The sequence below is a fragment of the Bacillus sp. 165 genome, from assembly GCF_017742235.1.
Taxonomy (GTDB): Bacteria; Bacillota; Bacilli; order Bacillales; family Bacillaceae_G; genus JAGHKQ01.
The window spans coordinates 169,021-193,927 of sequence record NZ_JAGHKQ010000007.1 but is presented as its reverse complement, the minus strand read 5'-3'; the positions used below and the strand labels follow the sequence as shown (position 1 = coordinate 193,927).

Here is a 24,907-nt window from a genome sequence, read left to right as displayed (position 1 = left end):
GAATTAGAGTATTATGGAAAGACAATCTTGGATGGAATTACTTCCAGTAGATCGATATATGGTATGCACAGGCGGCCTGCTCCATAGTTATGATCGCAAAGTATTGACTATGCTGTATCAGCCTTTAATCGGTGCTCGAGCCTTCAGTTTATATATGACACTGTGGGGAGAGCTTGAACAAAATGAATTGTATGGGCAAGAAAATACCCATCATTCATTGCTTGTCAGCATGGATATGAATTTACCGGATATTTTTGCTGAGCGCAGGAAGCTGGAAGCAATCGGTTTATTGAAGGTATATGTAAAGAAGGAAGAAGATGTCCGGAAATTTCTCTATGAGATTCAGCCTCCTTTGAATCCAAAGCAATTTTTTGATGATATTGTATTAAATATTTTTCTATATAACCGTCTTGGAAAGACGAAGTATATGAAAGTAAAGCAATATTTTGCAGAGCCTGAAAGGGACATGACTTCGTATGAAGAAGTGACACACGCATTTAATGATGTGTTTGATTCTGTTACTCCCTCTCAGCTTTCGGCTTCTTTGCAGTCTGATACCGGTGAAGTGATTCGTGAGCCTCAGGTAATGGGAAGAAGCGAAGCATCTGCCCCACCGGTCACTAACCTTCATTTTAATTTTGAACTGTTTTTTGAAGGGATAGCAGGTGCAGTTATTCCAAAACGATCTATTACTAAACCGGTAAAAGAGTGTATCATGAAGCTTTCTTTTGTATACGGAATTGATACGATTAACATGAAGAATATCATCATGGGGGCCATCACAGAAAGTAATACGATCAATTTAGAGCAGCTAAGAAAAAATGCAAGGGATTGGTATCAACTCGAACACGGCAGCGTCTTGCCTCAATTCAGCCAACGTACACAGCCGCAAGAGAAACGGCTTATGCAGGGGAAAGTACCTGTAAGTCAAGAGGAGGCGCTTATCCAGCAGCTAGAAGTTCTTTCACCTCGAGAGCTTCTTATTGAAATTTCCGGCGGGGCTGAACCTGCTGTCGCAGATTTACAAATCATTGAAGAAGTGATGTTTAAACAAAAGCTGCTTCCTGGTGTGGTGAATGTGTTGATTCATTATGTGATGCTAAAATCAGATATGAAGCTTTCAAAAACATACGTAGAAAAAATTGCAAGTCATTGGGCTCGTAAAAAAATTAATACAGTAACTGAGGCTATGGAGCTGGCTAAACAAGAGCATCGTCAATATCAAACATGGGCGGAATCAAAAAATAAAGAAAAGAGAACAGCATCCTCAAAGCCGACTCGTAAAGAACTGGTACCAGAATGGCTTGGTCAAGAATTGACTAGTGACCAAACAGTTCAGGAAGAGGTTGATGTGGAGGCGCAGAGAAAAATGCTGGAAGAGGCATTAAAGAAGTATAAGAAAAACTAACAAAGGAAATGACCCTTTGAGGTGAAGAAAATGGAACGAATGCAGAATGCTTTTGCAAAGTTAATTAAAAATGAAAATTTTAAAAATCGATATGAAGCTCTAAAGGAAGAGGTCATGTCTCATCCGCGTATTCAGTTATTTCTGGCGGAGCATAAGGATACCGTAACAAATGAAATGATTGAACGCAGCTTAATTAAGCTATATGAATACATTGGACAAAGTATAGAGTGTGAAGGATGCGGCAGTTTAGCACAATGTAAAAATATGCTGCAAGGTTATCATCCGCACTTAGTTATACAAGGGAAGATGATCGATATTCAATATGATCGCTGCCCTAAAAAAGTTGTACATGACGAACGGAAAAAGCATGAATCTCTTATTCAAAGCTTGTATGTTCCAAAAGCAATTTTAGGTGCTTCTATGGGTGAAATGGATCTTTCTGATCCGCAGCGTTTTCAGGCTATCCAAGCGGCACAGGCATTTCTAGATGCGTATGAACCTGGAAAAATGACAAAAGGGCTGTATTTGTACGGTTCGTTTGGTGTGGGAAAAACCTATATTTTAGGTGCAATTGCCAATGAACTTGCTTCGCGTAATATTGCTTCTATGCTCGTCTATCTACCGGAATTTTTAAGGGAATTAAAAGGGTCTATGCAAGATAATACGATGAATGAGAAAATTGAAGTCGTAAAACGAATCCCTGTACTGATGATAGATGATATAGGGGCCGAAGCAATGTCTAGCTTTGTCAGGGATGATATCATCGGATCTATTCTACAGTTCCGTATGCTTGAAAATCTTCCGACGTTTTTCACCTCGAATTTTGACATGAAGGCGTTAGAGCATCATTTAACCTATACGCAGCGCGGAGAAGAAGAAAAACTGAAGGCAGCCCGTGTCATGGAGCGTATTAAATATTTAGCAACACCGGTAAAGCTATCCGGAAAAAATCGGAGAGAATGACATGTTGTCATTCTCTTTTTTTATGAATGTAACTCTCATAAGGCAAGTGGTGAATCAAACACTCTTTTGAACAGTGGTTCTTTTTTCTATATCGTATTTTGGGGATTTAAAAAGCTTTTCTTATTCCCTTTATCATTTTTTGGACATCTCTTTAATATACATAAGAACAGATGTTTAACCTTGAAGGGGGGACAAAAGTGATCGAAATCCACTTTGAAGAACTAAATGATGCTGCATTCGTGTACGCACAATTAGAAAAATACCATTCTGGTGTTTCAAATACAGGAAGTGTGAGGCTGCAAGAATATACTGTTCTTATCGATCTTCCTTTTGAGGAAGATGTCTATATCCAAGTGGTTTTAATACCAGTACTCATACAGTTTATTTTGAAAACAAAGGAATATAAATGGATTATGTCAGTTTTGTCTCGAGTCTTCTATTATCATGATATAGAAGAACATAATGAGATTTTACATATTGCTCATAGCATCATGAACGGAAGTCGAAAGGATATACCGAAAAAGGGGACAGGTAAATCGCGAGACGAGCTTTTATTTGAAGCCCTCCAAGGCTTTATTCAAAATCCTATTTCTTTCTCATTTGAATCGCTTGTACGTTTTCGATTGAAGCCATATATGATGTATCTACTCAGGGTTACGGAATTAGCGATAGATGAATATAAGCTTGAACAAGATTATCAAACCTTCATTGAAACATTAAGGCAGCATGTAAGCAATCGTAAGGCAAGACTGTCTAGTATTCATCTCGTATTTAATGGTGATTTTATTTTTTACGATGAAAAGGGAGGATGTTTAAATCAAGAAAAGCTTGTCCAATATATAGATGAGAAAATCGTCAAGCACAATGAGTTTTACATTGATGCGAATGTTATTGCTCCGCTTGTATCGATTGCTCCAGAGAAAATCCATCTGTACACAGCTTATTTGGACGACAACATGGTAGTTACTATTCAAAACGTGTTTCAGGAACGTGTGAAAGTATACTCTGTGCAAGAATTTGAAAAAAAGTTTCGAGCAGAATAAAAATAGGCAGATAACACCTTGATTTTCTATACAGATAATCATATAATATGCTACATAATAAGATATTGAACAGTTATGATGAGGACATGAGCATTTTCTACGATTTTTAGAGAGGGAAGCCTTGGCTGGAAGCTTCCTAATACGGGAAATTGTCTTACCGCCTCTGAACTTCAGCAGTGAACATATAGTAATTGCTGACGGATGCGACCGTTATTTGAACTTGAGCAGTCAAAGTGAATTGGCTGAAACAAGGGTGGAACCACGAAATCAACACTCGTCCCTTTTTGGGGGACGGGTGTTTTTTATTTTATCTAAAAGGAGTGAACCGTAATGTCAGAATTAGTAAAAATCGCATTTCCTGACGGAGCAGTGAAGGAGTTTCCGAAGGGGACGACTACAGAAGATATCGCAGCTTCAATCAGCCCAGGCTTAAAGAAAAAAGCCGTGGCAGGTAAGCTTAACGATACATTACTTGATTTAAGAACACCAATCCAAGAAGATGGAAGCATTTCTATCATTACGTTGGATTCCCAAGATGGGTTAGAGATTTTGCGCCACTCTTCTGCGCATATTTTAGCACAGGCTCTTAAGCGTCTGTATAAAAATGTGAAGCTCGGAATTGGGCCAGTTATTGAAAATGGATTTTATTATGATGTGGATTTAGAGGAGTCATTAACTCCAGAGGATCTTCCGAAAATTGAGAAAGAAATGGAGCGCATCATTAAAGAAAATTTTGAAATCACTCGGTTGGAGGTAAGCCGTGAAGAAGCGCTTCGCCGCTACGAAGAAATCGGTGATGATTTGAAGCTAGAGCTGATTAACGAGCTGCCGCAAGGAGAAACAATTTCTATTTACGAACAAGGTGAATTTTTCGACCTTTGCCGCGGTGTGCATCTTCCGTCTACAGGAAAAGCAAAAGTATTTAAATTATTGAGCATTGCCGGTGCGTATTGGCGCGGGGACAGCAAAAACAAAATGCTGCAGCGTATTTACGGTACAGCATTTGCTAAAAAAGAACAACTGGATGAGCATTTACGCTTATTAGAAGAAGCGAAAGAGCGTGACCATCGCAAGTTGGGCAAAGAGTTGAATTTGTTTACTAACTCTCAAAAGGTAGGACAAGGGTTGCCGCTTTGGCTTCCAAAAGGAGCAACTATTCGCCGAATTATTGAGCGTTATATTGTCGATAAAGAAGTAAGCTTAGGCTACGATCATGTATATACTCCTGTAATGGGAAGTGTAGAGTTATACAAAACTTCTGGTCACTGGGACCATTATCGTGACGGTATGTTTCCTCCAATGGAGATGGATAATGAGCAGCTTGTACTTCGTCCAATGAACTGTCCCCATCATATGATGGTGTACAAAAATGATATTCACAGCTATCGTGAATTGCCGATTCGTATTGCGGAGCTTGGTACAATGCATCGTTATGAAATGTCTGGAGCATTATCCGGTTTGCAGCGTGTACGCGGGATGACGTTGAATGACGCTCACATCTTCGTACGTCCAGATCAAATTAAAGAAGAATTCATCCGCGTTGTCCGTTTGGTGTTAGAAGTATACAAAGATTTTGGTTTAAATGATTACTCCTTCCGTCTTTCATACCGTGATCCGGAAGATACAGAGAAGTACTATGATGATGATGACATGTGGAACAAAGCACAAAGCATGCTAAAAGAAGCGATGGACGATATGGGTCTGGAGTATTACGAAGCAGAAGGCGAAGCAGCGTTCTATGGACCAAAGCTTGACGTACAAGTGCGTACAGCGCTGGGGAAAGATGAAACATTATCTACTGTTCAGCTGGATTTCTTGTTACCTGAACGCTTTGATTTAACTTATATCGGTGAAGATGGTAAACACCATCGCCCGGTTGTTATTCACCGCGGTGTAGTTTCAACAATGGAACGTTTTGTCGCTTTCTTAATTGAAGAATACAAAGGAGCATTCCCAACTTGGCTGGCACCAGTGCAAGTGCAAGTGATTCCTGTTTCACCGCAAGTGCATTTAGACTATGCTAAGAAGGTGCAAGATGAATTGCAACTGGCTGGTCTTCGTGTAGAAGTCGATACTCGAGATGAAAAAATTGGCTACAAAATTCGTGAAGCACAGATGAAAAAAATTCCATACATGCTTGTTGTCGGCGACAATGAAGTGTCAGACAATGGTGTGAATGTGCGCAAATACGGTGAACAAAAATCAGAAACAATGCCACTTGCTGCATTTGTGGATATGATTGCTGCAGAGGCGAAGCGTTAACAAGAGAAGCTGCGGCTGCTGCCGCAGCTTTTTGATACACAAACAATAGGTGGTTTTTGTCTGCCTAAGGTCAAGAATTGAAGAAAGAAGCTGTGCCGCAACATATCTATTAAGAGAGGCATTTTAAAATACATCAAAAAAACTATTGCCATCCTGCAAATAGTTTGTTACAATATTTTTTGTTGTTATGAAAGCTATTCGCTTCTTGACATGTCTTTATGTATTGTGATATAGTTGCTAGGGAAAAACAGAATACTTGTTTATGGAAAGCAGGAGCACCCGCTTCTCACCTGAACGACGCAAATAAGCAGTTGACAGGTATAGATGATGATCGTGATAAATTTATGACGTCAAAAGTGTGGGTGTATATATGCCCGCACTTTTTTATTGGGTGTAAATCCTTATAGCCAGAGACGTATTCTAAAGAAACCTTGGAGGTGGCTTACTATTAGCAAGGACATGATGATCAACGAGCAAATTCGTGCTCGTGAGGTACGTTTAGTTGGTTCTAACGGTGATCAACTTGGAATCAAAACTCGCCAAGAAGCATTAGAAATAGCTGGAAATGTGAATCTTGATCTAGTAATGGTTGCTCCAAATGCGAAACCGCCGGTATGCCGTATTATGGATTATGGAAAGTTCCGCTTTGAGCAGCAAAAGAAAGAGAAAGAACAACGCAAAAACCAAAAAATTATTAGCATTAAAGAAGTTCGTTTAAGCCCGACAATTGACGAGCATGACTTCAATACGAAGCTTCGTAATGCAATCAAGTTTCTTGAAAAAGGCGACAAAGTTAAAGCGTCTATTCGCTTTAAAGGACGTGCGATTACTCATAAAGAAATCGGACAACGTGTATTGAACCGTTTTTCAGAAGCTTGTGCAGAAGTAAGTACGGTAGAATCTGCGCCGAAAATGGAAGGCCGCAGCATGTTCTTAATTTTAGCACCTAAAAACGATAAGTAATAGATAGAGGAGGAAACCTTCATGCCTAAACAAAAAACTCACCGCGGCGCTGCAAAGCGTTTCAAAAAAACAGGATCTGGTAAGCTTAAGCGTTCTCATGCTTACACAAGTCACTTATTCGCTAACAAATCTACAAAAGCTAAACGTAAATTACGTAAGTCTGCAGTAGTAAGTGCTGGTGACTTCAAACGTATCCGTCAAATGTTAGACAACATTAAATAATATCTCGGTTTATATAGATTATCTAGGAGGGAAACAATATGCCAAGAGTAAAAGGTGGTACAGTTACTCGTAAACGTCGTAAAAAAGTTTTAAAATTAGCGAAAGGTTATTTCGGTTCCAAACATACTTTATACAAAGTTGCTAACCAACAAGTTATGAAGTCTTTAATGTATGCATTCCGTGACCGCCGTCAAAAGAAACGTGACTTCCGTAAATTATGGATCACTCGTATCAATGCGGCAGCTCGTATGAACGGTCTTTCTTACAGCCGTTTAATGCATGGTTTAAAATTAGCTGGTATCGAAGTTAACCGCAAAATGCTTGCTGACTTAGCGATCACTGACGAAAAAGCATTCGCTGAATTAGCAACAGTTGCAAAAAACAGCGTAAATAAGTAATGATATAAAAATCCTTTGGGTGAATACCTGAAGGATTTTTTTGTAGGAAAAAGCCATGTTTGGATCAACTAATTCTGGTTTTGAATCAATTCGATGTTGTTTCGGAGCAATTAATTTTGGATTTGGAGCAATTAATTCTTATTTTGGATCAATTCGATGTCATTTTGGCATAATTTTTATAATGATACTACCAATGTAGGACGGCATATATTGCATTTATTAGAAGTTTAGAGAAGATATGCTGTTTTCTGTTTGTTTTTTCCTCTTTAACCAATACATAAGTTTATATTTTTTATGTAAATTATCTTTTCTCAGGTGCCCTCCATTGTTATAATGGTTTCATGTCGAAATTAGGGGGCATGAAAATGGATTTACTGCATCTATTTAAATTGCAACGGGAATTGGATGAGCGTATTCTACGTGAACATAACTTAGAGCCTAAAAAATTACTAAAAGAAAAAATGCTGGCACTTCTTGTAGAAGTGGGTGAACTAGCAAATGAAACACGCTGTTTCAAATATTGGAGCAATAAGCCGTCCTCTGAGCGTCAAGTCGTGCTGGAAGAGTACGTAGACGGCCTTCATTTTATTTTATCTATTGGTATTGACCTCGGAATCGATAAAAACTTTTTGTTTTATAAGTGTGCACAAACAACTAAAACAACAGTGGAAGTTTTTTTAGATGTATATACGAAGATCAATCGATTCAGAGAACAGCCGTCGATTACAAACTATATTGAAATGTTTACAGGTTATCTTCGTCTAGGACAGGCATTGAATTTCACAGAATCAGATATTGAAGGTGCTTACTTGGCAAAGAATGAAGTGAATCATGCACGTCAAACACAAGGGTATTAAGGGTATGTGAAACCAGCAGCGACGCATCGCTGCTGGTTTTTTGTATAAGTAAATCTTGCCGCACTTTTAAACTAATTTTGAACATTTCTGATAACTCTTGTATAATTGAAGGGATAGTGAAAAAGGAGGTCTGTAACATGAAACAATTAGACAGCACGTTAGTTATGTTAAAAGAATTAACAGACGCAAAAGGGGTTGCGGGCAATGAGCGTGAACCTCGTGAAGTGATGAAAAAATACATAGCTCCGTATGCAGATGAAGTTACAACAGATAATCTTGGAAGTCTTGTAGCAAAAAAAGTGGGAGATGGAAATGGTCCTAAAATTATGGTTGCGGGCCACTTAGATGAAGTTGGCTTCATGATTACGCAAATTGATGATAAGGGATTCCTTCGCTTTCAAACTGTTGGGGGCTGGTGGTCCCAAGTTATGCTTGCACAACGAGTGACAATCGTGACAAAAAATGGAGATGTTACAGGCGTAATAGGCTCTAAACCGCCGCATATCTTGCCAGTTGAAGCGCGCAAAAAACCAGTAGATATTAAAGATATGTTTATTGATATTGGTGCTGCGAGCAAGGAAGAAGCAATGGAATGGGGCGTACGTCCAGGCGACCAAGTTGTGCCTTATTTTGAATTCCAAGTTATGAAAAATGAAAAAATGCTGCTTGCAAAAGCATGGGACAACCGTATTGGCTGTGCAATTGCGATCGATGTATTAAAGCAATTAAAAGACCAAAAGCATCCGAACATTGTATATGGTGTAGGAACTGTACAAGAAGAAGTAGGGCTTCGCGGTGCAAAAACATCTGCAAACTTCATTCAGCCTGATATTGCTTTTTCTGTAGATGTCGGCATCGCAGGAGATACGCCAGGTGTGACTGAAAAAGAAGCACAAGGAAAAATGGGCAATGGCCCGCAAATCGTGCTGTATGATGCGTCTATGGTATCTCACAAAGGTCTTCGTGACTTTGTTGTAGGAGTAGCAGATGAGCTTAATATTCCTTATCAATACGATGCAATCCCTGGAGGAGGCACAGATTCTGGTGCTATCCACGTTTCTATGAACGGGGTTCCATCATTATCTATCGGTATTGCAACTCGTTATATCCACTCTCATTCTTCCATGCTTCACCGTGACGACTATGAAAATGCTGTGAAGTTAGTTGTAGAGGTTATTAAACGTTTGGATACAGATGCTGTTCACCAAATTACATTTAATTAATCAAAAGAGCTAAGGCTGAGGCGCCTTAGCTCTTTTTTAGTCCGCTTTCCAATGTTGCCAGCATTTCATGCTTTTCATCTTGGTTGGCATGCTGCCAAATGACTTCAAATAATACTCCAAGTCCTGGAAGCATTTTTTCTTCTCCGCTTTGAATTGCATCCACAATGGTCGCCTCTAACTCTTGTTGAGAATTTCCAGCCACATTTGACAGAACAGCACCACGTAAATTAAAACTCATTGTATACACCTCTTTTATGTAATAAAAATAATGAATCCAAATCATCTGTTCTGAGAGAGCAGATGGATGGAAGTTTCATTTTATCGATAGTTTCCGTTAATTTTCTTGTAAATATGTATGCGAGTTAGGCTATAATGAGAGCATGTTAGGAAAGAAAGGAACGTCTCATGAAAAAGATTGATTCAATTCAAAACCAAAGAGTAAAGCAGTGGAAAAAGCTGCAGATGAAAAAGGAACGTGATAAAGCAGGGAAGTTTCTTGTGGAAGGCTTTCATCTTGTAGAAGAAGCGTTAAAAAGGAAAGAGTGTATTCAAGAGATTATCATAAGCGAAGAAGTAACTTTTCCTGCTGGCTGGAACGTCGACAATGTAGAAATATATGTAGTACCCTCTTATATAATGGAAGCTATTAGCGCAACAGAAACACCGCAGGGGATAGCCGCGGTCTGTGAGAAAAGCAACTATCAAAACGTACCTTTACAGGGTGGAACGTTTTTATTGCTTGACGGTGTGCAAGATCCTGGGAATCTTGGAACTATTATTCGTACGGCAGATGCAGCCGGGATAGGCGCCGTGATTATCGGAGAGGGCTGCGCGGATGTATACAACAGCAAGGTGCTCCGTTCTACACAAGGTGCTGTCTTTCATTTGCCAATCATTAAAGGAAGCCTGCTGGAATGGATTCAGAAGCTAAAGCATGAGGGAATAGCAATATTTGGAACGTCTTTACAAGATGCAGTTCCGTACCAAGAAGTACAGCCGATTGAATCATTTGCACTTCTTGTTGGAAACGAAGGCAGCGGTGTACGAAGAGAGCTGCTTGAGCAGTGTGACAAAAACCTGTATATTCCGATTTATGGACAAGCAGAATCACTGAATGTATCCGTAGCAGCAGGAATTTTAACATATTATTTACGTACTCATGTTGCTAATTGAAAAAAAACTCTCTATAATAGTAAAAAGTGAAATAATGAAAAAAACGATGATAGAGAAAAGTAGCTTGTCGCTCGCCATTCAGGGAGAAAATGCCGCAGACTGAAAGCATTTTTATGGAGGAAACAAGTGAATTCACCTCTGGAGTTGATGCCAGGACCATGAAAATGTAAAGGCATTCCGGCTGAAAGCCGTTAAATCAATGAAGTGAGCAGATGTATTTTGCTAATTAGGGTGGTACCGCGAAGATAACCTCGTCCCTTATGTGGATGAGGTTTTTTTATGTTTATTTTTTTATTTTAAATATAGGAGGTTTCAAACATGGAAGCACGCTTAAAAGAGTTACAGCAAGAAGCCCTTGAGAAAATTCAAGCTTCTGACGACGTGAAAGTATTAAATGATGTTCGCGTAGCGTACTTAGGTAAAAAAGGTCCAATTACAGAGGTATTGCGAGGTATGGGCAAGCTGTCTGCAGAAGAACGCCCGCGTATGGGAGCTTTAGTCAACGAGGTGCGTGAAGCTATTCAACAGCAGCTCGAAGCAAAAATGGAGCAGCTGGAGAAAGCGGAGATTGAAGGCAGATTAGCGGCAGAAACAATTGATGTAACATTGCCGAGCCGCCCGGTATCAACAGGCGGTCATCACCCGCTGACAGCTGTCATTGAGGAGATTGAGGATTTATTTATCGGAATGGGATACGAGATTGCAGAAGGACCAGAAGTTGAGCAAGATTATTACAACTTTGAAGCACTGAACTTACCAAAGGGTCACCCAGCTCGTGATATGCAAGATTCCTTCTACATTACAGAAGAAGTTCTGCTTCGCACTCACACATCGCCGGTGCAGGCAAGAACAATGGAAAAACATGAGGGCAAAGGTCCAATTAAGATTATTTGTCCGGGTAAAGTATATCGCCGTGATGATGATGATGCTACGCATTCTCATCAATTCATGCAAATCGAAGGTCTTGTAATAGATGAAAATATTCGCATGAGCGATTTGAAAGGAACACTGCAAACATTTGCAAAAAAAATGTTTGGTGAAGAGCGTGAAATTCGTCTTCGTCCAAGCTTCTTCCCATTCACAGAGCCGTCTGTTGAAATGGATATTTCTTGCATGATGTGCGGTGGAAAAGGATGCGGTACTTGTAAAGGTACAGGATGGATTGAAATTTTAGGAGCAGGAATGGTACATCCAAACGTACTGCGCATGGCTGGGTATGATCCTGAAAAATATCAAGGGTTTGCCTTTGGTATGGGACCAGAGCGTATTGCAATGCTAAAATACGGAGTAGATGACATTCGCCATTTCTATACAAATGACGTTCGTTTCTTACAACAATTCAAACGACTGTAATAAAGGAGGGAATTAACCAATGTTCGTATCATATAAATGGTTACAAGAATATGTAGATTTAAACGGTATTACTGCCTCTGAACTGGCTGATAAAATCACAAAGAGTGGTATTGAGGTAGAAGGTGTTGAGGTTTTAAATAAGGGCATCAGCGGTGTCGTTGTTGGTTATGTACAAGAGCGTGAAAAGCATCCGCAAGCTGACAAACTGAGCAAATGTCTTGTGGATGTTGGCGAAGACGAACCACTGCAAATCATTTGTGGGGCAAAGAACGTAGCACAAGGTCAAAAAGTAGCTGTTGCGAAAATTGGAGCAGTATTACCAGGCAATTTTAAAATTAAGAAAGCGAAGCTCCGCGGTGAAGTATCTCAAGGGATGATTTGCTCCTTGCAAGAGCTTGGAATTGAATCTAAGCTAATTGCGAAAGAGTATTCAGAAGGAATTTTCGTATTCCCAAATGATGCAGAGGTAGGAGCAGATGCTCTGGAGTTATTAAACCTTCATGATGAGGTATTGGAGCTTGGTTTGACACCTAACCGTGCAGACTGCTTAAATATGCTCGGTGTAGCATACGAGGTTGCAGCTATTTTAGGTCAAGAAGTAAAACGCCCTTCTGTTGAATTGCACGAAGTTGAAGAAAAAACATCAGACTATATTCGTGTTACGGTAAATGCACCAGAGCAAAACCCGCTTTATATTGCGAAGATGGTGAAAAACGTAAAGGTGGCTCCTTCTCCAATTTGGATGCAAACACGTTTAATGGCGGCAGGTGTTCGTCCAATTAACAATGTAGTAGATATTACAAATTACATTTTAATGGAATACGGTCAGCCGCTTCATGCATTTGACTACGATAAACTAAATTCAAAGGAAATCGTTGTTCGTCTTGCTGAGGAAGGTGAAACTATCGAAACGTTAGACGGCAGTGAACGTACATTACAAGGAGATCATCTTGTTATTACAAACGGCAAAAAAGCAGTAGCAGTTGCCGGTGTGATGGGGGGAGCGAACTCTGAAGTAGATGCCGATACAACAAATGTATTAATTGAATCAGCTTACTTTACAGGTGCAACAGTGCGTAAAGCTTCTAAAGATTTAGGACTTCGCAGTGAATCCAGCGCGCGCTTTGAAAAGGGTATCGACCCGACTCGTACATTTGAAGCTATGCAGCATGCAGCCGCTTTAATGGCGAAATATGCGGGTGGTGAAGCGCTAGAAGGTGTTGCCGAAGTAGATAATCTTCGTTTAGAACAAACGACTGTTTCTGTTTCCATTGAGAAAATCAATAGTGTGCTTGGTACAGAGATTACAGCACAGGAGACTGCAACAATTTTCCATAACTTAAAGTTCCCGTATACAGAAGTAGAAGGAACATTCCAAGTGAATGTACCGAAGCGCCGACCGGATATTACTATTTCAGAGGACTTAGTGGAAGAAGTTGGTCGTTTATATGGATACGATCGTATTCCTGCTACGCTGCCGGTTGCTGAAACAACTCGCGGACGTTTAACTGAGAACCAAGCAAAACGCCGTAAAGTACGCCGCTATTTAGAAGGTGCGGGTCTTTACGAAGCTGTTACTTATTCTTTAACAAATATAGCAAAAGCAGCGCAGTTTGCACTGCAAGGTGGGGACAAAGAGCCGGTTCGTTTGGCATTGCCAATGAGCGAAGACCGCAGTCAGCTTCGTCTAAGCCTGCTTCCTCATCTCTTAGATGCGGTAGCTTACAATACTAATCGTAATGTCGAAAATGTGGCTTTATATGAAATTGGGTCTGTATTTGTTCCGACATCTGAACAGGACCTGCCGCGAGAGCATCAGCATTTGGCTGGCGCGATGACAGGCTTTACTCTTCATCATCCATGGCAAGGTGAAAAGAAAGCTGTTGATTTCTACGTTATAAAAGGTGTGCTTGATGGTGTGTTCGAGCTTCTAGGAGTGACGGACAAAGTAGAATATAAGGCCGCTAATAGAGATGGTATGCACCCTGGGCGTACAGCGAGCATTTTATTAGAAGGTGAAGAAATCGGCTTTGTCGGTCAAGTACATCCAGAATTACAAAAGCAGCTTGATATTAAAGAGACTTATGTATTCGAGCTGTCATTAGCAAAATTATTCCAAGCGAATATTGAAGAAGTGCAATACACAAGCATTCCACGTTTCCCGTCCATGACTCGTGATATGGCACTTGTAGTAGATAAAGCTGCGGTAGCAGGTGAAATTCGCAGCACAATCATTGAGGCAGGCGGCGAGCTACTGAAGGAAGTAACGCTGTTTGACTTATACGAAGGTGAAAAGATGGAAGAGGGCAAGAAATCTCTTGCATTCTCTCTGCGCTACTTTGATCCAGAACGTACGCTAACAGACGAAGAAGTAACAGCTGCTCACAACAATGTATTGCAAGCTGTAGAAGAAAAGTTTGGCGCAGCATTGCGTAAATAATAAAAAGCAGCCCTTTGCTTGAGGGCTGCTTTTTTACGTAGGAAGAGAAGCAGTACAAAAAGAGCTGAATTCAGCTCTTTTTTATACTTATTAATGTTTCTTATAAGAAACATCCTCAAAATGTTCTACTACTGGAAAGGGTTCATAGAAGTGATGCAGCATCCCTCTCCATGTTTGATATTCTTTAGACGTACGAAATCCGATAGTGTGGTCCTCTAGCGTTTCCCATTCTACTAAAAGTAAATACTTTCTTTCGGCTTCTATACATTTAAGAAGCTTGTGAGAAATGTAACCATTCATAGATGAGAGAATGACAGAAGCTTTTTGAAAAGCAGCTTTAAATTCGTGCTCCATCCCCTCTTTTACATATAACGTGGCAGTTTCGAGTACCATACTGTGCCTCCTTTGTTATTAGATAAGGCGCTTGGCTTTCTCTGTATTTGCAAAATGCAGCTTTGTGAACTTTTTCAAGCTTTCTTCTCCGTATTTCTTAATCAGTTTAGCTGCTGCTGCATCCACTTGTGCACCAGCGCCTTTTGGTAAAGAGAAGCCTGCTTTTTTGCTGAGTTCGTCAAATTGCTTTACAAAAGCATACCGGGCTAAAATGGAAGCAGCTGCAACTGCGACGTGGACGCTTTCTCCCTTTGTAGCAAAGTAGACATTTTTCTTTTGTACATCCTTTTGCCTTGCTAAATATTTATAATATGTATCTGGCTGCACGAACTGGTCGATTAAGATAGCCTCCGGTGCTTCAGGTGTGATTTTTTCTGATACGTTTCGAATGGCTTGGTTATGAAGCCAGGCTTTAATCTGACCTTGATTCATTCCGCGTTGCTGCAATTCATTGTATTTAGGGTTATGCAAGGACAGTAAGCTGTACGGGACAACGGTAAGCAGATCTTTGGCAATTTTTTTAATTTGATCATCATTCAAATTCTTGGAGTCCCGTACTCCAAGCTCCTTCAGTAGAGGAATTTGTTTTTTATCAACATAAACTGCAACAACGGTGATTGGGCCAAAATAATCTCCTGTTCCGACTTCATCTGACCCAATAATGGACATACTGCTTATAGAAGCAGGTGGAGTATAGTTTGTCGTTTTCTTAACTGTAGGAGCTTTAGGAATTTCATTGCTTTCAGCAGTTCCCCAGCGGCTAGCTTCTTGTGTCGATTCAGGGCCTTGAAACATCACCTTTCCTGATTTATAGGCAGTGATAGTGCAGCCGGGAATTTTTGCGGAAAATATGCCTCCTTGCGGTACCTTGGGCTGCAGACTGGATACGTAATAAGCTTTCATTTTTTCAATAGCAGCTGCAGTTGTTTTTAATACGACTTGATTTGACAAAATATTCGCTCCTTTGTTTTGGACTTCTACTTTTAATCATACAGAATTGGTGTTAATCTTTCCATATACCGTTTTTTCATGGTATGATTAAATTTAGGATTTTGTATGTTGATTGGAGGACATTGCTTTGTCACAACAAAATAAAAAACGAATTAACGTTGATATATATGGACAACAATATTCAATCGTAGGAGATGAAAGTACAAGCCATATTCGTATGGTTGCTGCGATTGTAGATGATAAAATGCGGGAAATCAATGCTAAAAACCCGTCTCTTGATATAAATAAATTGGCAGTACTTACAGCCGTCAATGTAGTGCATGATTACATAAAATTACGTGAAGAACATGAAAGACTAAGGGAACGACTTCAAACAAAAGGAATGATGGAATAATGCTGGATGTGCTCATAGTCCTTTTATTGGTGCTTGGGTTTTTCTTTGGATTAAAGAGGGGGCTAATTCTTCAGGTTGTACGTTTGGCAGGCTTTGTTGCGGCATATATAGTGGCGTATGTGTATTATGATGATATAGCACCAGTACTTAAAGGAATTATTCCTTATCCGTTAGAAACGACAGTCACAATGCATACGTGGCTTGAGCAGGTGAATGTTGAAGATGTTTTCTACCAGGCTATTGCATTTGTTATTTTGTTTATAGCAACAAAAATCGTGTTTATGTTGGCAGGGAATTTGCTCAATATGTTTGCGCAAATTCCGGTTTTGAAGCAAGTAAATTCATTCGGAGGAGCCCTTTTAGGATTTCTAGAAGTATATGTAATTTTATTTATAGTGATGTTCGCGTTATCTTTATTTCCGCAGCAACATGTACAAGCGTCGTTTCAAAAATCTGTATTGCCAAAATTAATCGTAGAAGATACACCGATTCTTTCTGAAACAGTAAAAGAGTTATGGGTGTTTGGGGACAAGGTATAACTTCTCTTTTAATAAGGGAAGTTTTTTCATAAAGGTATGCAAAGAGGGCGTTCTGAAAAAGAGGTGGAAAAAATGAGCGTAAACAAAAAACAAGTAATCAAACTGTTGGAAACAATAGGCTTATATATGGAATTGAAGGGGGAAAACCCGTTTAAGATTTCTGCATTTCGCAAGGCGGCAGCTGCATTGGAAGCAGATGACCGCAGCTTATCTGAGATTGAAGATTTTACAAAAATCAACGGAATCGGAAAAGGGACAGCTGCAGTGATTTTAGAGTACATAGAAACGGGAACATCAGCAGCGCTTGAAGAGCTGCAAACAGAAGTGCCGAGCAGCCTGGTTCCGCTCTTGAAGCTTCCCGGTCTTGGAGGAAAAAAACTTGCTAAGCTTTATAAAGAGCTCGGGGTTGTCGACTTAGTTACATTAAAACAGGCCTGCCATGAGAAGAAGGTACAAGCTCTAGCTGGGTTTGGTAAAAAAACAGAGGAAAAAATATTGGAAGCGATCGAGCAATTTGGGAATCGTCCAGAGCGTTTGCCGATTGCGTTTGTTATTCCTATTGCAGAAGAAATAGAGAAAAGGCTTGCGCATATCGAAGCAATTGAGCGTTTTTCTCGTGCTGGAAGCTTGCGCCGCGTACGTGAGACTGTGAAGGATCTTGATTTCATTATTGCGACAAATGAGCCGCAAGCGGTAAGGGAAGAATTGCTGAAGTTGGATAAGATTGTGGAGGTTATTGCAAATGGCGATACGAAAGTATCGTTTCGTTTGCAGTATGAATATGACCTTGGTGTCGACTTTCGTTTAGTGAAGCCGGATGAATATATTACGACACTTCATCATTTTACAGGATCTAAGGATCATAACGTAAAAATGCGTCAAATTGCGAAAGCGCAAAATAAAAAAATAAGTGAATACGGTGTTGAAGATCTCGAAAGTGGAGAAGTAAAAACATTCAAGTCTGAAGAAGAGTTTTTTGCGCATTTTAGCCTGCCCTATATTCCACCGGAAGTAAGAGAAGACGGAAAGGAAATTGAGTGGATTTATGAGTATGGCAACTTGATTGAGCTTGAGGATATTCGAGGAGATTTGCACATGCATACAACATGGAGTGACGGTGCATTTTCCATTGAAGAAATGGTTCAGGCTGCAATCAAACGAGGATACAGCTATATTGCTATTACAGATCACTCTCAGTATTTAAAGGTAGCCAATGGCCTTACAAAAGAACGGTTGCTTCAGCAAGGAGAGGAAATTAAAAAGATCAACGACAAATACCCCGATTTCACAATTTTACGGGGAATTGAGATGGATATTTTACCAGATGCTACATTAGATTTTGATGACGAGGTATTGCAGCAGCTGGATTTTGTTATCGGAGCGATCCACTCAAGCTTTTCACAGGAACGAGAGAAGATTATGAAGCGTCTTCGCACGGCAATTGAAAACAATCATGTCAATATGATAGCTCATCCGACGGGACGTCTGATTGGCCGCCGGGAAGGCTACGATGTAGATACAGAATTATTAATTCAGCTTGCAAAAGAAACAGACACGGTGCTTGAATTGAATGCAAATCCACAGCGTTTGGACTTATCAGCGGATTTATTAAAAAAAGCACAGGATGCAGGCGTGAAAATAGCGATAAATACCGATGCGCACCAGTTGGATATGTTGGAGCATATGGAGATCGGCGTTGCGGCAGCAAGGAAGGGCTGGATTCAAAAAGAAAATGTAGTGAATACATGGGAAATTGATAAGCTTTTAGATTTTATCCGCCGCCATAAGTAGTAGGAGGATTTTTATGTTAGAACGTACATTGCGAGTACTTGAATATGACAAAGTGAAAGAGCAGCTATTTGAACACACTTCTTCTTCTTTAGGACGTGAAAAAGTGCGTAAGCTGCAGCCGAGCATAGATTTTGAAGAGGTAGTGCATTTACAAGAAACGACAGATGAAGCTGTCACAGTTATTCGGTTAAAGGGAAATGCTCCGATGGGAGGAGCTTTCGATATTCGTATGCATGTGAAGCGCGCGCAAATCGGTGGTGTATTGAGCCCGCAAGAACTCGTGGATATTTCCAGCACCATGTATGCGAGTAGACAGATGAAACGTTTTATTGAATCTATGGTAGAAGATGAACACGAGCTGCCGATTTTAGAAGGATTTGCAGGACGAATTGAGCCTCTTAATCATTTAGAAAGAAATATTAATAGTTGTATCGGAGATGGGGGAGAAGTGCTTGACAGTGCAAGCGAAAAGCTGCGAAGCATCCGCCAGCAAATACGCGGTGCAGAATCTCGCATCCGTGAAAAGCTAGAAAACTTAACTCGCTCTTCTAATGCGTCCAAAATGCTGTCTGATGCTATTGTAACAATTCGAAACGAGCGTTATGTTATCCCGGTAAAGCAAGAATATCGTCATGTGTATGGAGGAATTGTTCATGACCAGTCTGCTTCCGGGCAAACCCTGTTTATCGAACCGCAGTCTGTTGTTGATTTGAATAACCAGCTGCAAGAAGCTAAAGTAAAAGAAAAGCAGGAGATTGAACGAATTTTAATTGAATTGTCTGCAGCTGTTGCAACTGAAGCTGATATCATTTTAGAAAATGTGGAAGTGTTAGCCGAGTTTGATTTTATTTTTGCCAAAGCGCTTTATGCAAAACGGTTAAAAGCTTCTAAGCCAAAATTGAATAACAATCGTTATATGAAGCTGCTTAAAGCTCGTCATCCACTTATTGCACAAGATATAGTGGTACCGAACGATATTGAGCTTGGTGAAGATTTTACGACAATTGTTATTACAGGGCCGAATACAGGTGGGAAAACTGTTACATTAAAAACAATAGGGTTATGTGTGCTTATGGCTCAATCCGGCTTGCAAATTCCAGTGCTTGACGGTTCTGAAATTTGCGTGTTTAAGCAAGTATTTGCTGATATTGGTGATGAACAATCTATCGAACAAAGCTTAAGTACATTTTCATCTCATATGGTGAATATTGTTGATATTTTAGAACAAGCAGATTTTGAAAGCTTAGTTATGTTTGATGAACTGGGAGCAGGAACAGATCCGCAAGAAGGAGCAGCTCTTGCCATCTCTATTTTAGACGAAGTATATCACCGTGGAGCACGTGTGGTTGCTACAACGCACTATCCAGAATTGAAAGCATACGGCTATAACCGAGAAAAAGTTATTAATGCGAGTGTGGAGTTTGATGTAAATACATTAAGTCCTACATACAGGCTGTTAATAGGGGTTCCTGGACGAAGTAATGCGTTTGAAATTTCCAAGCGTCTTGGTTTATCAGAGCGTGTCATTGATCGTGCAAGAAGCCATACAAGTTCAGAAGCTAATAAAGTAGAAAATATGATTGCCAAGCTGGAAGAAAGTAAAAAGAATGCTGAACGAGAATGGAAGGAAGCTGAAGAGCTTCGCAAGGAATCTGAAAAGCTTCATAAAGAATTGCAGCGCCAAATCTTGGAGTTTAATGAGCAGCGTGACAAAATGTTTGAAGAAGCAGAGCGCAAAGCAGAGGAAAAGGTAGAGCAATCTAAGAAGGAAGCGGAATCCATTATTCGAGAGCTTCGCCATCTGCGCAAAGAGCAGCTTGTTAATGTAAAAGAGCATGAATTGATTGAAGCAAAAAGCCGTTTGGAAGGCGCAGTGCCAAAGCTTGTAGAGAAGAAAAAAGCTGTCACGGAAGCGAAACCAAAGCAAACCTTCCGACTAGGGGACGAAGTTAAGGTGTTAACATTTGGACAAAAAGGACAGCTGCTTGAAAAAGTAACTGACACGGAGTGGCAAGTCCAAATTGGAATTTTAAAAATGAAAGTCAAAGAAAAGGACATGGAATATATCAGCAGTCCAAAGCAAACAGAGAAAAAAGCACTGGCGACAGTAAAAGGAAAAGACTATCACGTTAGTTTAGAGCTAGACTTGCGCGGCGAACGATACGAAGATGCTTTGCACAGGGTTGAGAAGTATATTGACGATGCTCTTCTTGCAAGCTATCCGCGTATTTCCATCATTCACGGGAAAGGAACAGGAGCTTTGCGCCAAGGTGTGCAAGAATACTTGAAGAAGCATCGGGCAGTTAAGAGCTTCCGTTATGGAGATATTGGTGAGGGCGGACTCGGAGTGACGGTCGTAGAATTAAAATAAAGGGGTACGGAACTATGTTCATGGAAAAATTGGCAAAGGTGCTCCTTGCCATTTGTGGAACTTTTTTAGTGTTAGGTGTTATTTATATGTTATTTTTTAGCAAGTAAGAGGGGAATAAATAAAGAACTGAGCACAGCTGGTTTGCTGTGCTCAGTTTTTTTATACCTCGAATGTGTAGCACACATCGAATTTGAAAATACCATCACTAAATCCGGATTGGTTTGAGCCGAATACATTGATTTGGGTTACATCGTCAAATACGAAGGATAAAGAGGAGTGTGGTTGGATTCCAATGGTTTGTTGACCAACTTCAAAAGAAACAATGACGTTGATTAAGAAGTCTGAAGTGTTTTCAACAGTAGCTGCTATAGTGTTTGGGAATGTGGAAGTCCCTGCTGTAAAAATCGTTGAGCCTTTTTGATTTCCTACTACTCGAAATGGAACACAGTTCTCAAAGCATTTTCGAGTTTTGGTAGGATTGACCGGCCGGGGAGGACAAGGAACACAATGGGAATCAAAAACAGGAAAAGCGATGGGACAGATAGGTTTTTTACAACTCATGATATCACCTCCTACGATATTGTATGTGGTGGTGGACAAGAAGTGAGGGTAATAATATGTATTTTTGAAGGAAGGAAGCACATTTTTCAGATGCGCATGGAAAAGTTAATTTTAAGAAATCGTGTATAAGGAGCAAGCCATACAAAAGATACTTAACCTTATATAGAAATCTTTTTATATGTCCGTATTTGAATCAGTATAATAATTTCTGAATTTTTAAAATATTATGATTGTAACAGTAACTTCTGTGTACTATAATGAAATGGATTTCAAGTATGGACTTGAGTGTATAATGACGGGTCTTATTCATTTTTTTAGTATGGGGAGGTAGACAGCCTATGACATCTGAACTATTTCAGGAACGACCGTGGTTGAAGCAGTATCCGCAAGAAATTCCGTATACAATTGAGCAGGAATGTAAGCCGCTGCAATGGTATTTGAAGGATACAGCTGCGCAATTGCCAAATAAAATCGCGATTCATTTTTTGGGAAAGGATATTACGTTCCAGGAAGTGTATTCACAAGCACTGCAATTTGCGAATTATTTACGATCATTAGGTATTGAAAAAGGCGACCGGGTCGCCATTATGCTGCCGAATTGTCCGCAAGGAGTTATCGGATATTATGGTACTCTTTTAGCAGGTGCCATCGTTGTGCAGACGAATCCTCTGTATACAGAGCGTGAGCTGCAATATCAATTGCAAGATTCCGGTGCCAAAATCATTCTTTGCCTCGACCTAGTATACCCGAAAGTGACAACTGTAAAATCCTCTACAAATCTGCAACACGTCATCGTCACAAGCATTAAAGATTTTCTGCCATTTCCTAAAAATCTACTATATCCGTTTGTACAAAAGAAGCAAACAAAAATGATTATAAAAGTGCAAGAAACCGAGGACATTCGTCTTTTCAAAAATATATTGAAAACGGCTTCAAAAGAAGAACTGGAGATGTCCTTTGATCCGAAGGAGGATTTAGCGCTTCTGCAATACACAGGAGGTACTACAGGCTTTCCAAAAGGTGTGATGCTGACTCATGAAAATCTTGTATCCAATACAGTAATGGGCATTCATTGGTTATATAACTGTGAAAAAGGGGGAGAGGTTCTCCTTGGTGTACTGCCTTTTTTCCATGTGTACGGAATGACTACTGTGATGAACATTTCTATTATGCAAGGGTATAAAATGGTACTTATACCTAAGTTTGATGTGTTAGAGATGCTGAAGGCTATTAAAAAGCATCATGTAACATTATTTCCGGGCGCACCTACGATGTATATCGGTTTGTTGAATCATCCAGCGCTTGAAAAGTATGATATCTCTTCTGTTCGTGCTTGTTTAAGTGGGTCTGCACCGCTGCCTGTTGAGGTGCAAGAGCAATTTGAGAAGGCGACAGGAGGAAAACTGGTAGAAGGCTACGGCCTAACAGAATCTTCTCCGGTTACACACAGTAATTTCCTATGGTCAAGGCGAGTGGCGGGGAGCATTGGTGTTCCATGGCCGGATACAGTTGCGAGAGTCGTATCCTTGGAAACGGGAGAACCTGTTGAACACAAAGAAATCGGCGAGATTATCGTAAAAGGGCCACAAGTTATGAAGGGATACTGGAATAAACCAGAGGAAACTGCTGCAGTACTGAAGGACGGATGGCTTTATACAGGAGACATGGGGTACATGGATGAAGAAGGATTCTTTTATATTGTCGACCGAAAAAAAGATATGATTGTAGCAAGCGGGTTTAATGTATATCCGCGCGAGGTGGAAGAAGTGTTATATGAAAATGAAAATGTACAGGAAGCGGTTGTGGTGGGGGTGCCTGACCCATATAGAGGAGAAACGGTAAAGGCGTATATCGTTCTTAAGGAAGGGGCAGAGTGTACGGAGGAAGAACTGAATCAATTTACAAGAAAATATTTAGCTGCCTATAAAGTACCAAGGGTTTATGAATTTCGTAAAGAGCTGCCGAAAACAACGATTGGAAAAATTTTACGGCGTGTGTTGGTTGAAGAAGAAATGCAAAAGAGAAAGAATGCATAACTTGGGCCTTCGGGCCTTTTCTTAATGCAAAAATATATTTTTGTATTATACTATAAATGTGTTTCTTATTATTGACAATTTTTAAAATTATCAGTATTATTATACTGTGAATGAACAGTCATTCATGATGAAGGGGATAATATTCATGAAGAAACATAAACCGAAATATAAACAGATTATTGATGCGGCGGTTATTGTTATTGCAGAAAATGGCTATCATCAAGCGCAAGTCTCCAAAATTGCCAAACAGGCGGGAGTAGCAGATGGTACCATTTATTTATATTTTAAAAATAAAGAAGATATCCTAATATCTTTATTTGAAGAAAAAATGGGAGAATTTACTGACAAAATTCGTAATAAAACAGCAGGAATTGAAAGCGCTGTGTCGAAATTAATAATGTTGGTAGAAACACATTTACAATGGCTTTATGAAGATCAGCATCTTGCGATTGTTACGCAGCTTGAATTAAGACAGTCTAATAAAGAGCTGCGCTTTAAAATCAATGAAGTTTTAAAGGGATATTTGCAAGTGATTGATGAAATGTTGAAAGTCGGTGTGGAAACCGGAGAATTTCGAAAAGACTTAGATATTCGCGTCACCAGACAAATGATATTTGGAACGATTGATGAAGTAGTGACAAACTGGGTGATGAATGATCACAAATACAATTTGGTTGCTCTTTCTGAAGCGGTTCAACAGCTTTTAGTCGGTGCATGCAGCGCAAAGTGAAAGCAAAGAGGAGGAAGAGTAGATGAATTTTCTGTCATTAGCGATTGAAGAAAACGTAGGTATTATCACGGTGAATCACCAACCTGCAAATGCAGTATCTTCTCAAGTGTTTCACGAGCTTTCTAATTTATTGGAGGAAGTAGAGAAAAATAATGCGATTCGTGCGGTAGTAGTGCATGGAGAGGGGCGTTTTTTCTCAGCAGGAGCTGATATCCGCGAATTTACTTCCGTTCAAGATGCAAAACAGGCATCCAGCCTCGCTCGTACCGGACAAGTTGTGTTTGAGCGCATGGAAAAGTTTCCAAAGCCGATTATTGCAGCGATCCACGGAGCAGCTTTAGGTGGAGGTCTGGAGTTTGCGATGGCTTGTCATATGCGTATCGTAACAGAAAATGCAAAGCTTGGCTTACCAGAATTAAACTTGGGATTAATCCCTGGGTTTGCAGGTACACAGCGCTTGGCTCGTTATGTAGGGAAAGCGAAGGCTTGCGAACTGTTGCTTACTGCTGAACCGATTACTGGTCAAGAAGCGGTGCAATGGGGTCTTGCCAATAAGGCTGTTGCAGAAGAAGTGTTATTAGAAGAAGCGATGACCCTTGCAAAGAAAGCAGCGGGTAAAAGTCCTGTTTCTGTTCGAGCAGCGCTAGAGTTATTGCAGACAACAAAAACGTCCGAGTACTATGAAGGCGTGGAGCGAGAAGCCGAGCTGTTCGGGGAAGTTTTCGTTACAGAAGACGGCCGTGAAGGCGTCAAGGCATTCTTTGAAAAACGAAAGCCGGTTTTCAGCGGAAAATAATGTAAATCATTATTTTTTGAAAATAATTAACTGAATACTT

Annotated in this window: 23 protein-coding genes and 3 other annotated features; of the genes, 19 read left to right on the top strand and 4 right to left on the bottom strand. The window is 40.1% G+C overall.

Translation table 11 applies throughout. The features are described 5' to 3' along the window. Nucleotides 1-13 precede the first annotated feature (13 nt). The 9 genes from J7Q84_RS12885 to J7Q84_RS12845 all read left to right on the top strand — a co-directional run bounded on the left by J7Q84_RS12885 (nt 14) and on the right by J7Q84_RS12845 (nt 9,339). Nucleotides 14-1,408 (top strand): replication initiation and membrane attachment family protein, encoded by a 1,395-nt coding sequence (locus tag J7Q84_RS12885; RefSeq protein ID WP_209094976.1) that lies wholly within the window; start codon nt 14-16, stop codon nt 1,406-1,408. Nucleotides 1,409-1,438: 30 nt separating this feature from the next. Beyond that, a complete protein-coding gene (gene dnaI, locus J7Q84_RS12880) occupies nt 1,439-2,371 on the top strand; it encodes a primosomal protein DnaI (protein ID WP_209094975.1) in 933 nt (310 codons plus the stop codon). A gap of 197 nt (nt 2,372-2,568) precedes the next feature. Continuing rightward, nucleotides 2,569-3,414 carry a putative sporulation protein YtxC gene (ytxC, locus tag J7Q84_RS12875; RefSeq protein WP_209094974.1) on the top strand — a complete coding sequence of 282 codons (846 nt, stop codon included), beginning with the start codon at nt 2,569-2,571 and terminating at the stop codon, nt 3,412-3,414. A gap of 66 nt (nt 3,415-3,480) precedes the next feature. Beyond that, nucleotides 3,481-3,699, top strand: a binding site (T-box leader). A gap of 45 nt (nt 3,700-3,744) precedes the next feature. Further along, on the top strand, nt 3,745-5,676 hold the full coding sequence (thrS, locus tag J7Q84_RS12870; protein WP_209094973.1) for a threonine--tRNA ligase: 1,932 nt from the start codon (nt 3,745-3,747) through the stop codon (nt 5,674-5,676). 261 nt (nt 5,677-5,937) lie between these two features. After that, nucleotides 5,938-6,068 (top strand) — a sequence feature (ribosomal protein L20 leader region). Between the two features lie 67 nt (nt 6,069-6,135). Continuing rightward, entirely contained in the window at nt 6,136-6,639 is a 504-nt protein-coding gene (infC, locus tag J7Q84_RS12865) for a translation initiation factor IF-3 (RefSeq protein ID WP_209094972.1), read from the top strand. Between the two features lie 21 nt (nt 6,640-6,660). Further along, nucleotides 6,661-6,861 (top strand): 50S ribosomal protein L35, encoded by a 201-nt coding sequence (gene rpmI, locus J7Q84_RS12860; protein ID WP_209094971.1) that lies wholly within the window; start codon nt 6,661-6,663, stop codon nt 6,859-6,861. A gap of 38 nt (nt 6,862-6,899) precedes the next feature. Continuing rightward, on the top strand, nt 6,900-7,259 hold the full coding sequence (gene rplT / locus J7Q84_RS12855) for a 50S ribosomal protein L20 (protein ID WP_209094970.1): 360 nt from the start codon (nt 6,900-6,902) through the stop codon (nt 7,257-7,259). A 365-nt stretch (nt 7,260-7,624) separates the two neighbouring features. Beyond that, complete coding sequence (locus J7Q84_RS12850; RefSeq protein ID WP_209094969.1) at nt 7,625-8,116, top strand: dUTP diphosphatase; 492 nt, start codon at nt 7,625-7,627, stop codon at nt 8,114-8,116. Between the two features lie 137 nt (nt 8,117-8,253). Further along, nucleotides 8,254-9,339 (top strand): M42 family metallopeptidase, encoded by a 1,086-nt coding sequence (locus J7Q84_RS12845; protein ID WP_209094968.1) that lies wholly within the window; start codon nt 8,254-8,256, stop codon nt 9,337-9,339. Between the two features lie 25 nt (nt 9,340-9,364). On the opposite strand, the gene sspI is transcribed toward J7Q84_RS12845, so the two are convergent. After that, on the bottom strand, nt 9,365-9,577 hold the full coding sequence (gene sspI, locus J7Q84_RS12840) for a small acid-soluble spore protein SspI (protein ID WP_209094967.1): 213 nt from the start codon (nt 9,575-9,577) through the stop codon (nt 9,365-9,367). Nucleotides 9,578-9,744: 167 nt separating this feature from the next. Between sspI and J7Q84_RS12835 the strand changes: the two genes are divergently transcribed. The 3 genes from J7Q84_RS12835 (at nt 9,745) to pheT (ending at nt 14,305) form a co-directional block, all read left to right on the top strand. After that, nucleotides 9,745-10,512 (top strand): TrmH family RNA methyltransferase, encoded by a 768-nt coding sequence (locus tag J7Q84_RS12835; RefSeq protein ID WP_209094966.1) that lies wholly within the window; start codon nt 9,745-9,747, stop codon nt 10,510-10,512. A gap of 37 nt (nt 10,513-10,549) precedes the next feature. Further along, nucleotides 10,550-10,774, top strand: a binding site (T-box leader). Between the two features lie 56 nt (nt 10,775-10,830). Next, the gene (gene pheS, locus J7Q84_RS12830) at nt 10,831-11,865 is read left to right on the top strand and encodes a phenylalanine--tRNA ligase subunit alpha (RefSeq protein ID WP_209094965.1); all 1,035 of its coding nucleotides are present in this window, start codon (nt 10,831-10,833) and stop codon (nt 11,863-11,865) included. Between the two features lie 19 nt (nt 11,866-11,884). Next, entirely contained in the window at nt 11,885-14,305 is a 2,421-nt protein-coding gene (pheT, locus tag J7Q84_RS12825) for a phenylalanine--tRNA ligase subunit beta (RefSeq protein WP_209094964.1), read from the top strand. Nucleotides 14,306-14,395: 90 nt separating this feature from the next. On the opposite strand, the gene J7Q84_RS12820 is transcribed toward pheT, so the two are convergent. Both J7Q84_RS12820 and rnhC read right to left on the bottom strand, forming a co-directional pair. Further along, a complete protein-coding gene (locus tag J7Q84_RS12820) occupies nt 14,396-14,698 on the bottom strand; it encodes an antibiotic biosynthesis monooxygenase family protein (RefSeq protein WP_209094963.1) in 303 nt (100 codons plus the stop codon). An 18-nt stretch (nt 14,699-14,716) separates the two neighbouring features. Next, nucleotides 14,717-15,649: a ribonuclease HIII gene (gene rnhC, locus J7Q84_RS12815; protein ID WP_209094962.1), complete on the bottom strand. Its 933-nt coding sequence runs from the start codon at nt 15,647-15,649 to the stop codon at nt 14,717-14,719. 127 nt (nt 15,650-15,776) lie between these two features. Between rnhC and zapA the strand changes: the two genes are divergently transcribed. The 4 genes from zapA to J7Q84_RS12795 all read left to right on the top strand — a co-directional run bounded on the left by zapA (nt 15,777) and on the right by J7Q84_RS12795 (nt 20,744). Beyond that, nucleotides 15,777-16,043, top strand: coding sequence for a cell division protein ZapA (gene zapA / locus J7Q84_RS12810; RefSeq protein WP_209094961.1), 267 nt, complete (start codon nt 15,777-15,779; stop codon nt 16,041-16,043). Beyond that, nucleotides 16,043-16,582 (top strand): CvpA family protein, encoded by a 540-nt coding sequence (locus J7Q84_RS12805; RefSeq protein ID WP_209094960.1) that lies wholly within the window; start codon nt 16,043-16,045, stop codon nt 16,580-16,582. The genes zapA and J7Q84_RS12805 overlap by 1 nt, the downstream gene beginning before the upstream one ends. A gap of 72 nt (nt 16,583-16,654) precedes the next feature. Beyond that, entirely contained in the window at nt 16,655-18,373 is a 1,719-nt protein-coding gene (gene polX / locus J7Q84_RS12800) for a DNA polymerase/3'-5' exonuclease PolX (protein WP_209094959.1), read from the top strand. 13 nt (nt 18,374-18,386) lie between these two features. Continuing rightward, nucleotides 18,387-20,744: an endonuclease MutS2 gene (locus tag J7Q84_RS12795; RefSeq protein WP_209094958.1), complete on the top strand. Its 2,358-nt coding sequence runs from the start codon at nt 18,387-18,389 to the stop codon at nt 20,742-20,744. Between the two features lie 159 nt (nt 20,745-20,903). On the opposite strand, the gene J7Q84_RS12790 is transcribed toward J7Q84_RS12795, so the two are convergent. Beyond that, the gene (locus J7Q84_RS12790) at nt 20,904-21,305 is read right to left on the bottom strand and encodes an S-Ena type endospore appendage (RefSeq protein WP_209094957.1); all 402 of its coding nucleotides are present in this window, start codon (nt 21,303-21,305) and stop codon (nt 20,904-20,906) included. Nucleotides 21,306-21,643: 338 nt separating this feature from the next. Between J7Q84_RS12790 and J7Q84_RS12785 the strand changes: the two genes are divergently transcribed. From J7Q84_RS12785 to J7Q84_RS12775, 3 genes are all read left to right on the top strand, one after another. Beyond that, a complete protein-coding gene (locus J7Q84_RS12785) occupies nt 21,644-23,341 on the top strand; it encodes an AMP-binding protein (RefSeq protein WP_209094956.1) in 1,698 nt (565 codons plus the stop codon). Nucleotides 23,342-23,486: 145 nt separating this feature from the next. Continuing rightward, nucleotides 23,487-24,071, top strand: a complete 585-nt coding sequence (locus J7Q84_RS12780; RefSeq protein ID WP_209094955.1) for a TetR/AcrR family transcriptional regulator — start codon at nt 23,487-23,489, stop codon at nt 24,069-24,071. A 22-nt stretch (nt 24,072-24,093) separates the two neighbouring features. Then, nucleotides 24,094-24,867, top strand: a complete 774-nt coding sequence (locus tag J7Q84_RS12775; RefSeq protein WP_209094954.1) for an enoyl-CoA hydratase — start codon at nt 24,094-24,096, stop codon at nt 24,865-24,867. Nucleotides 24,868-24,907 lie beyond the last annotated feature (40 nt).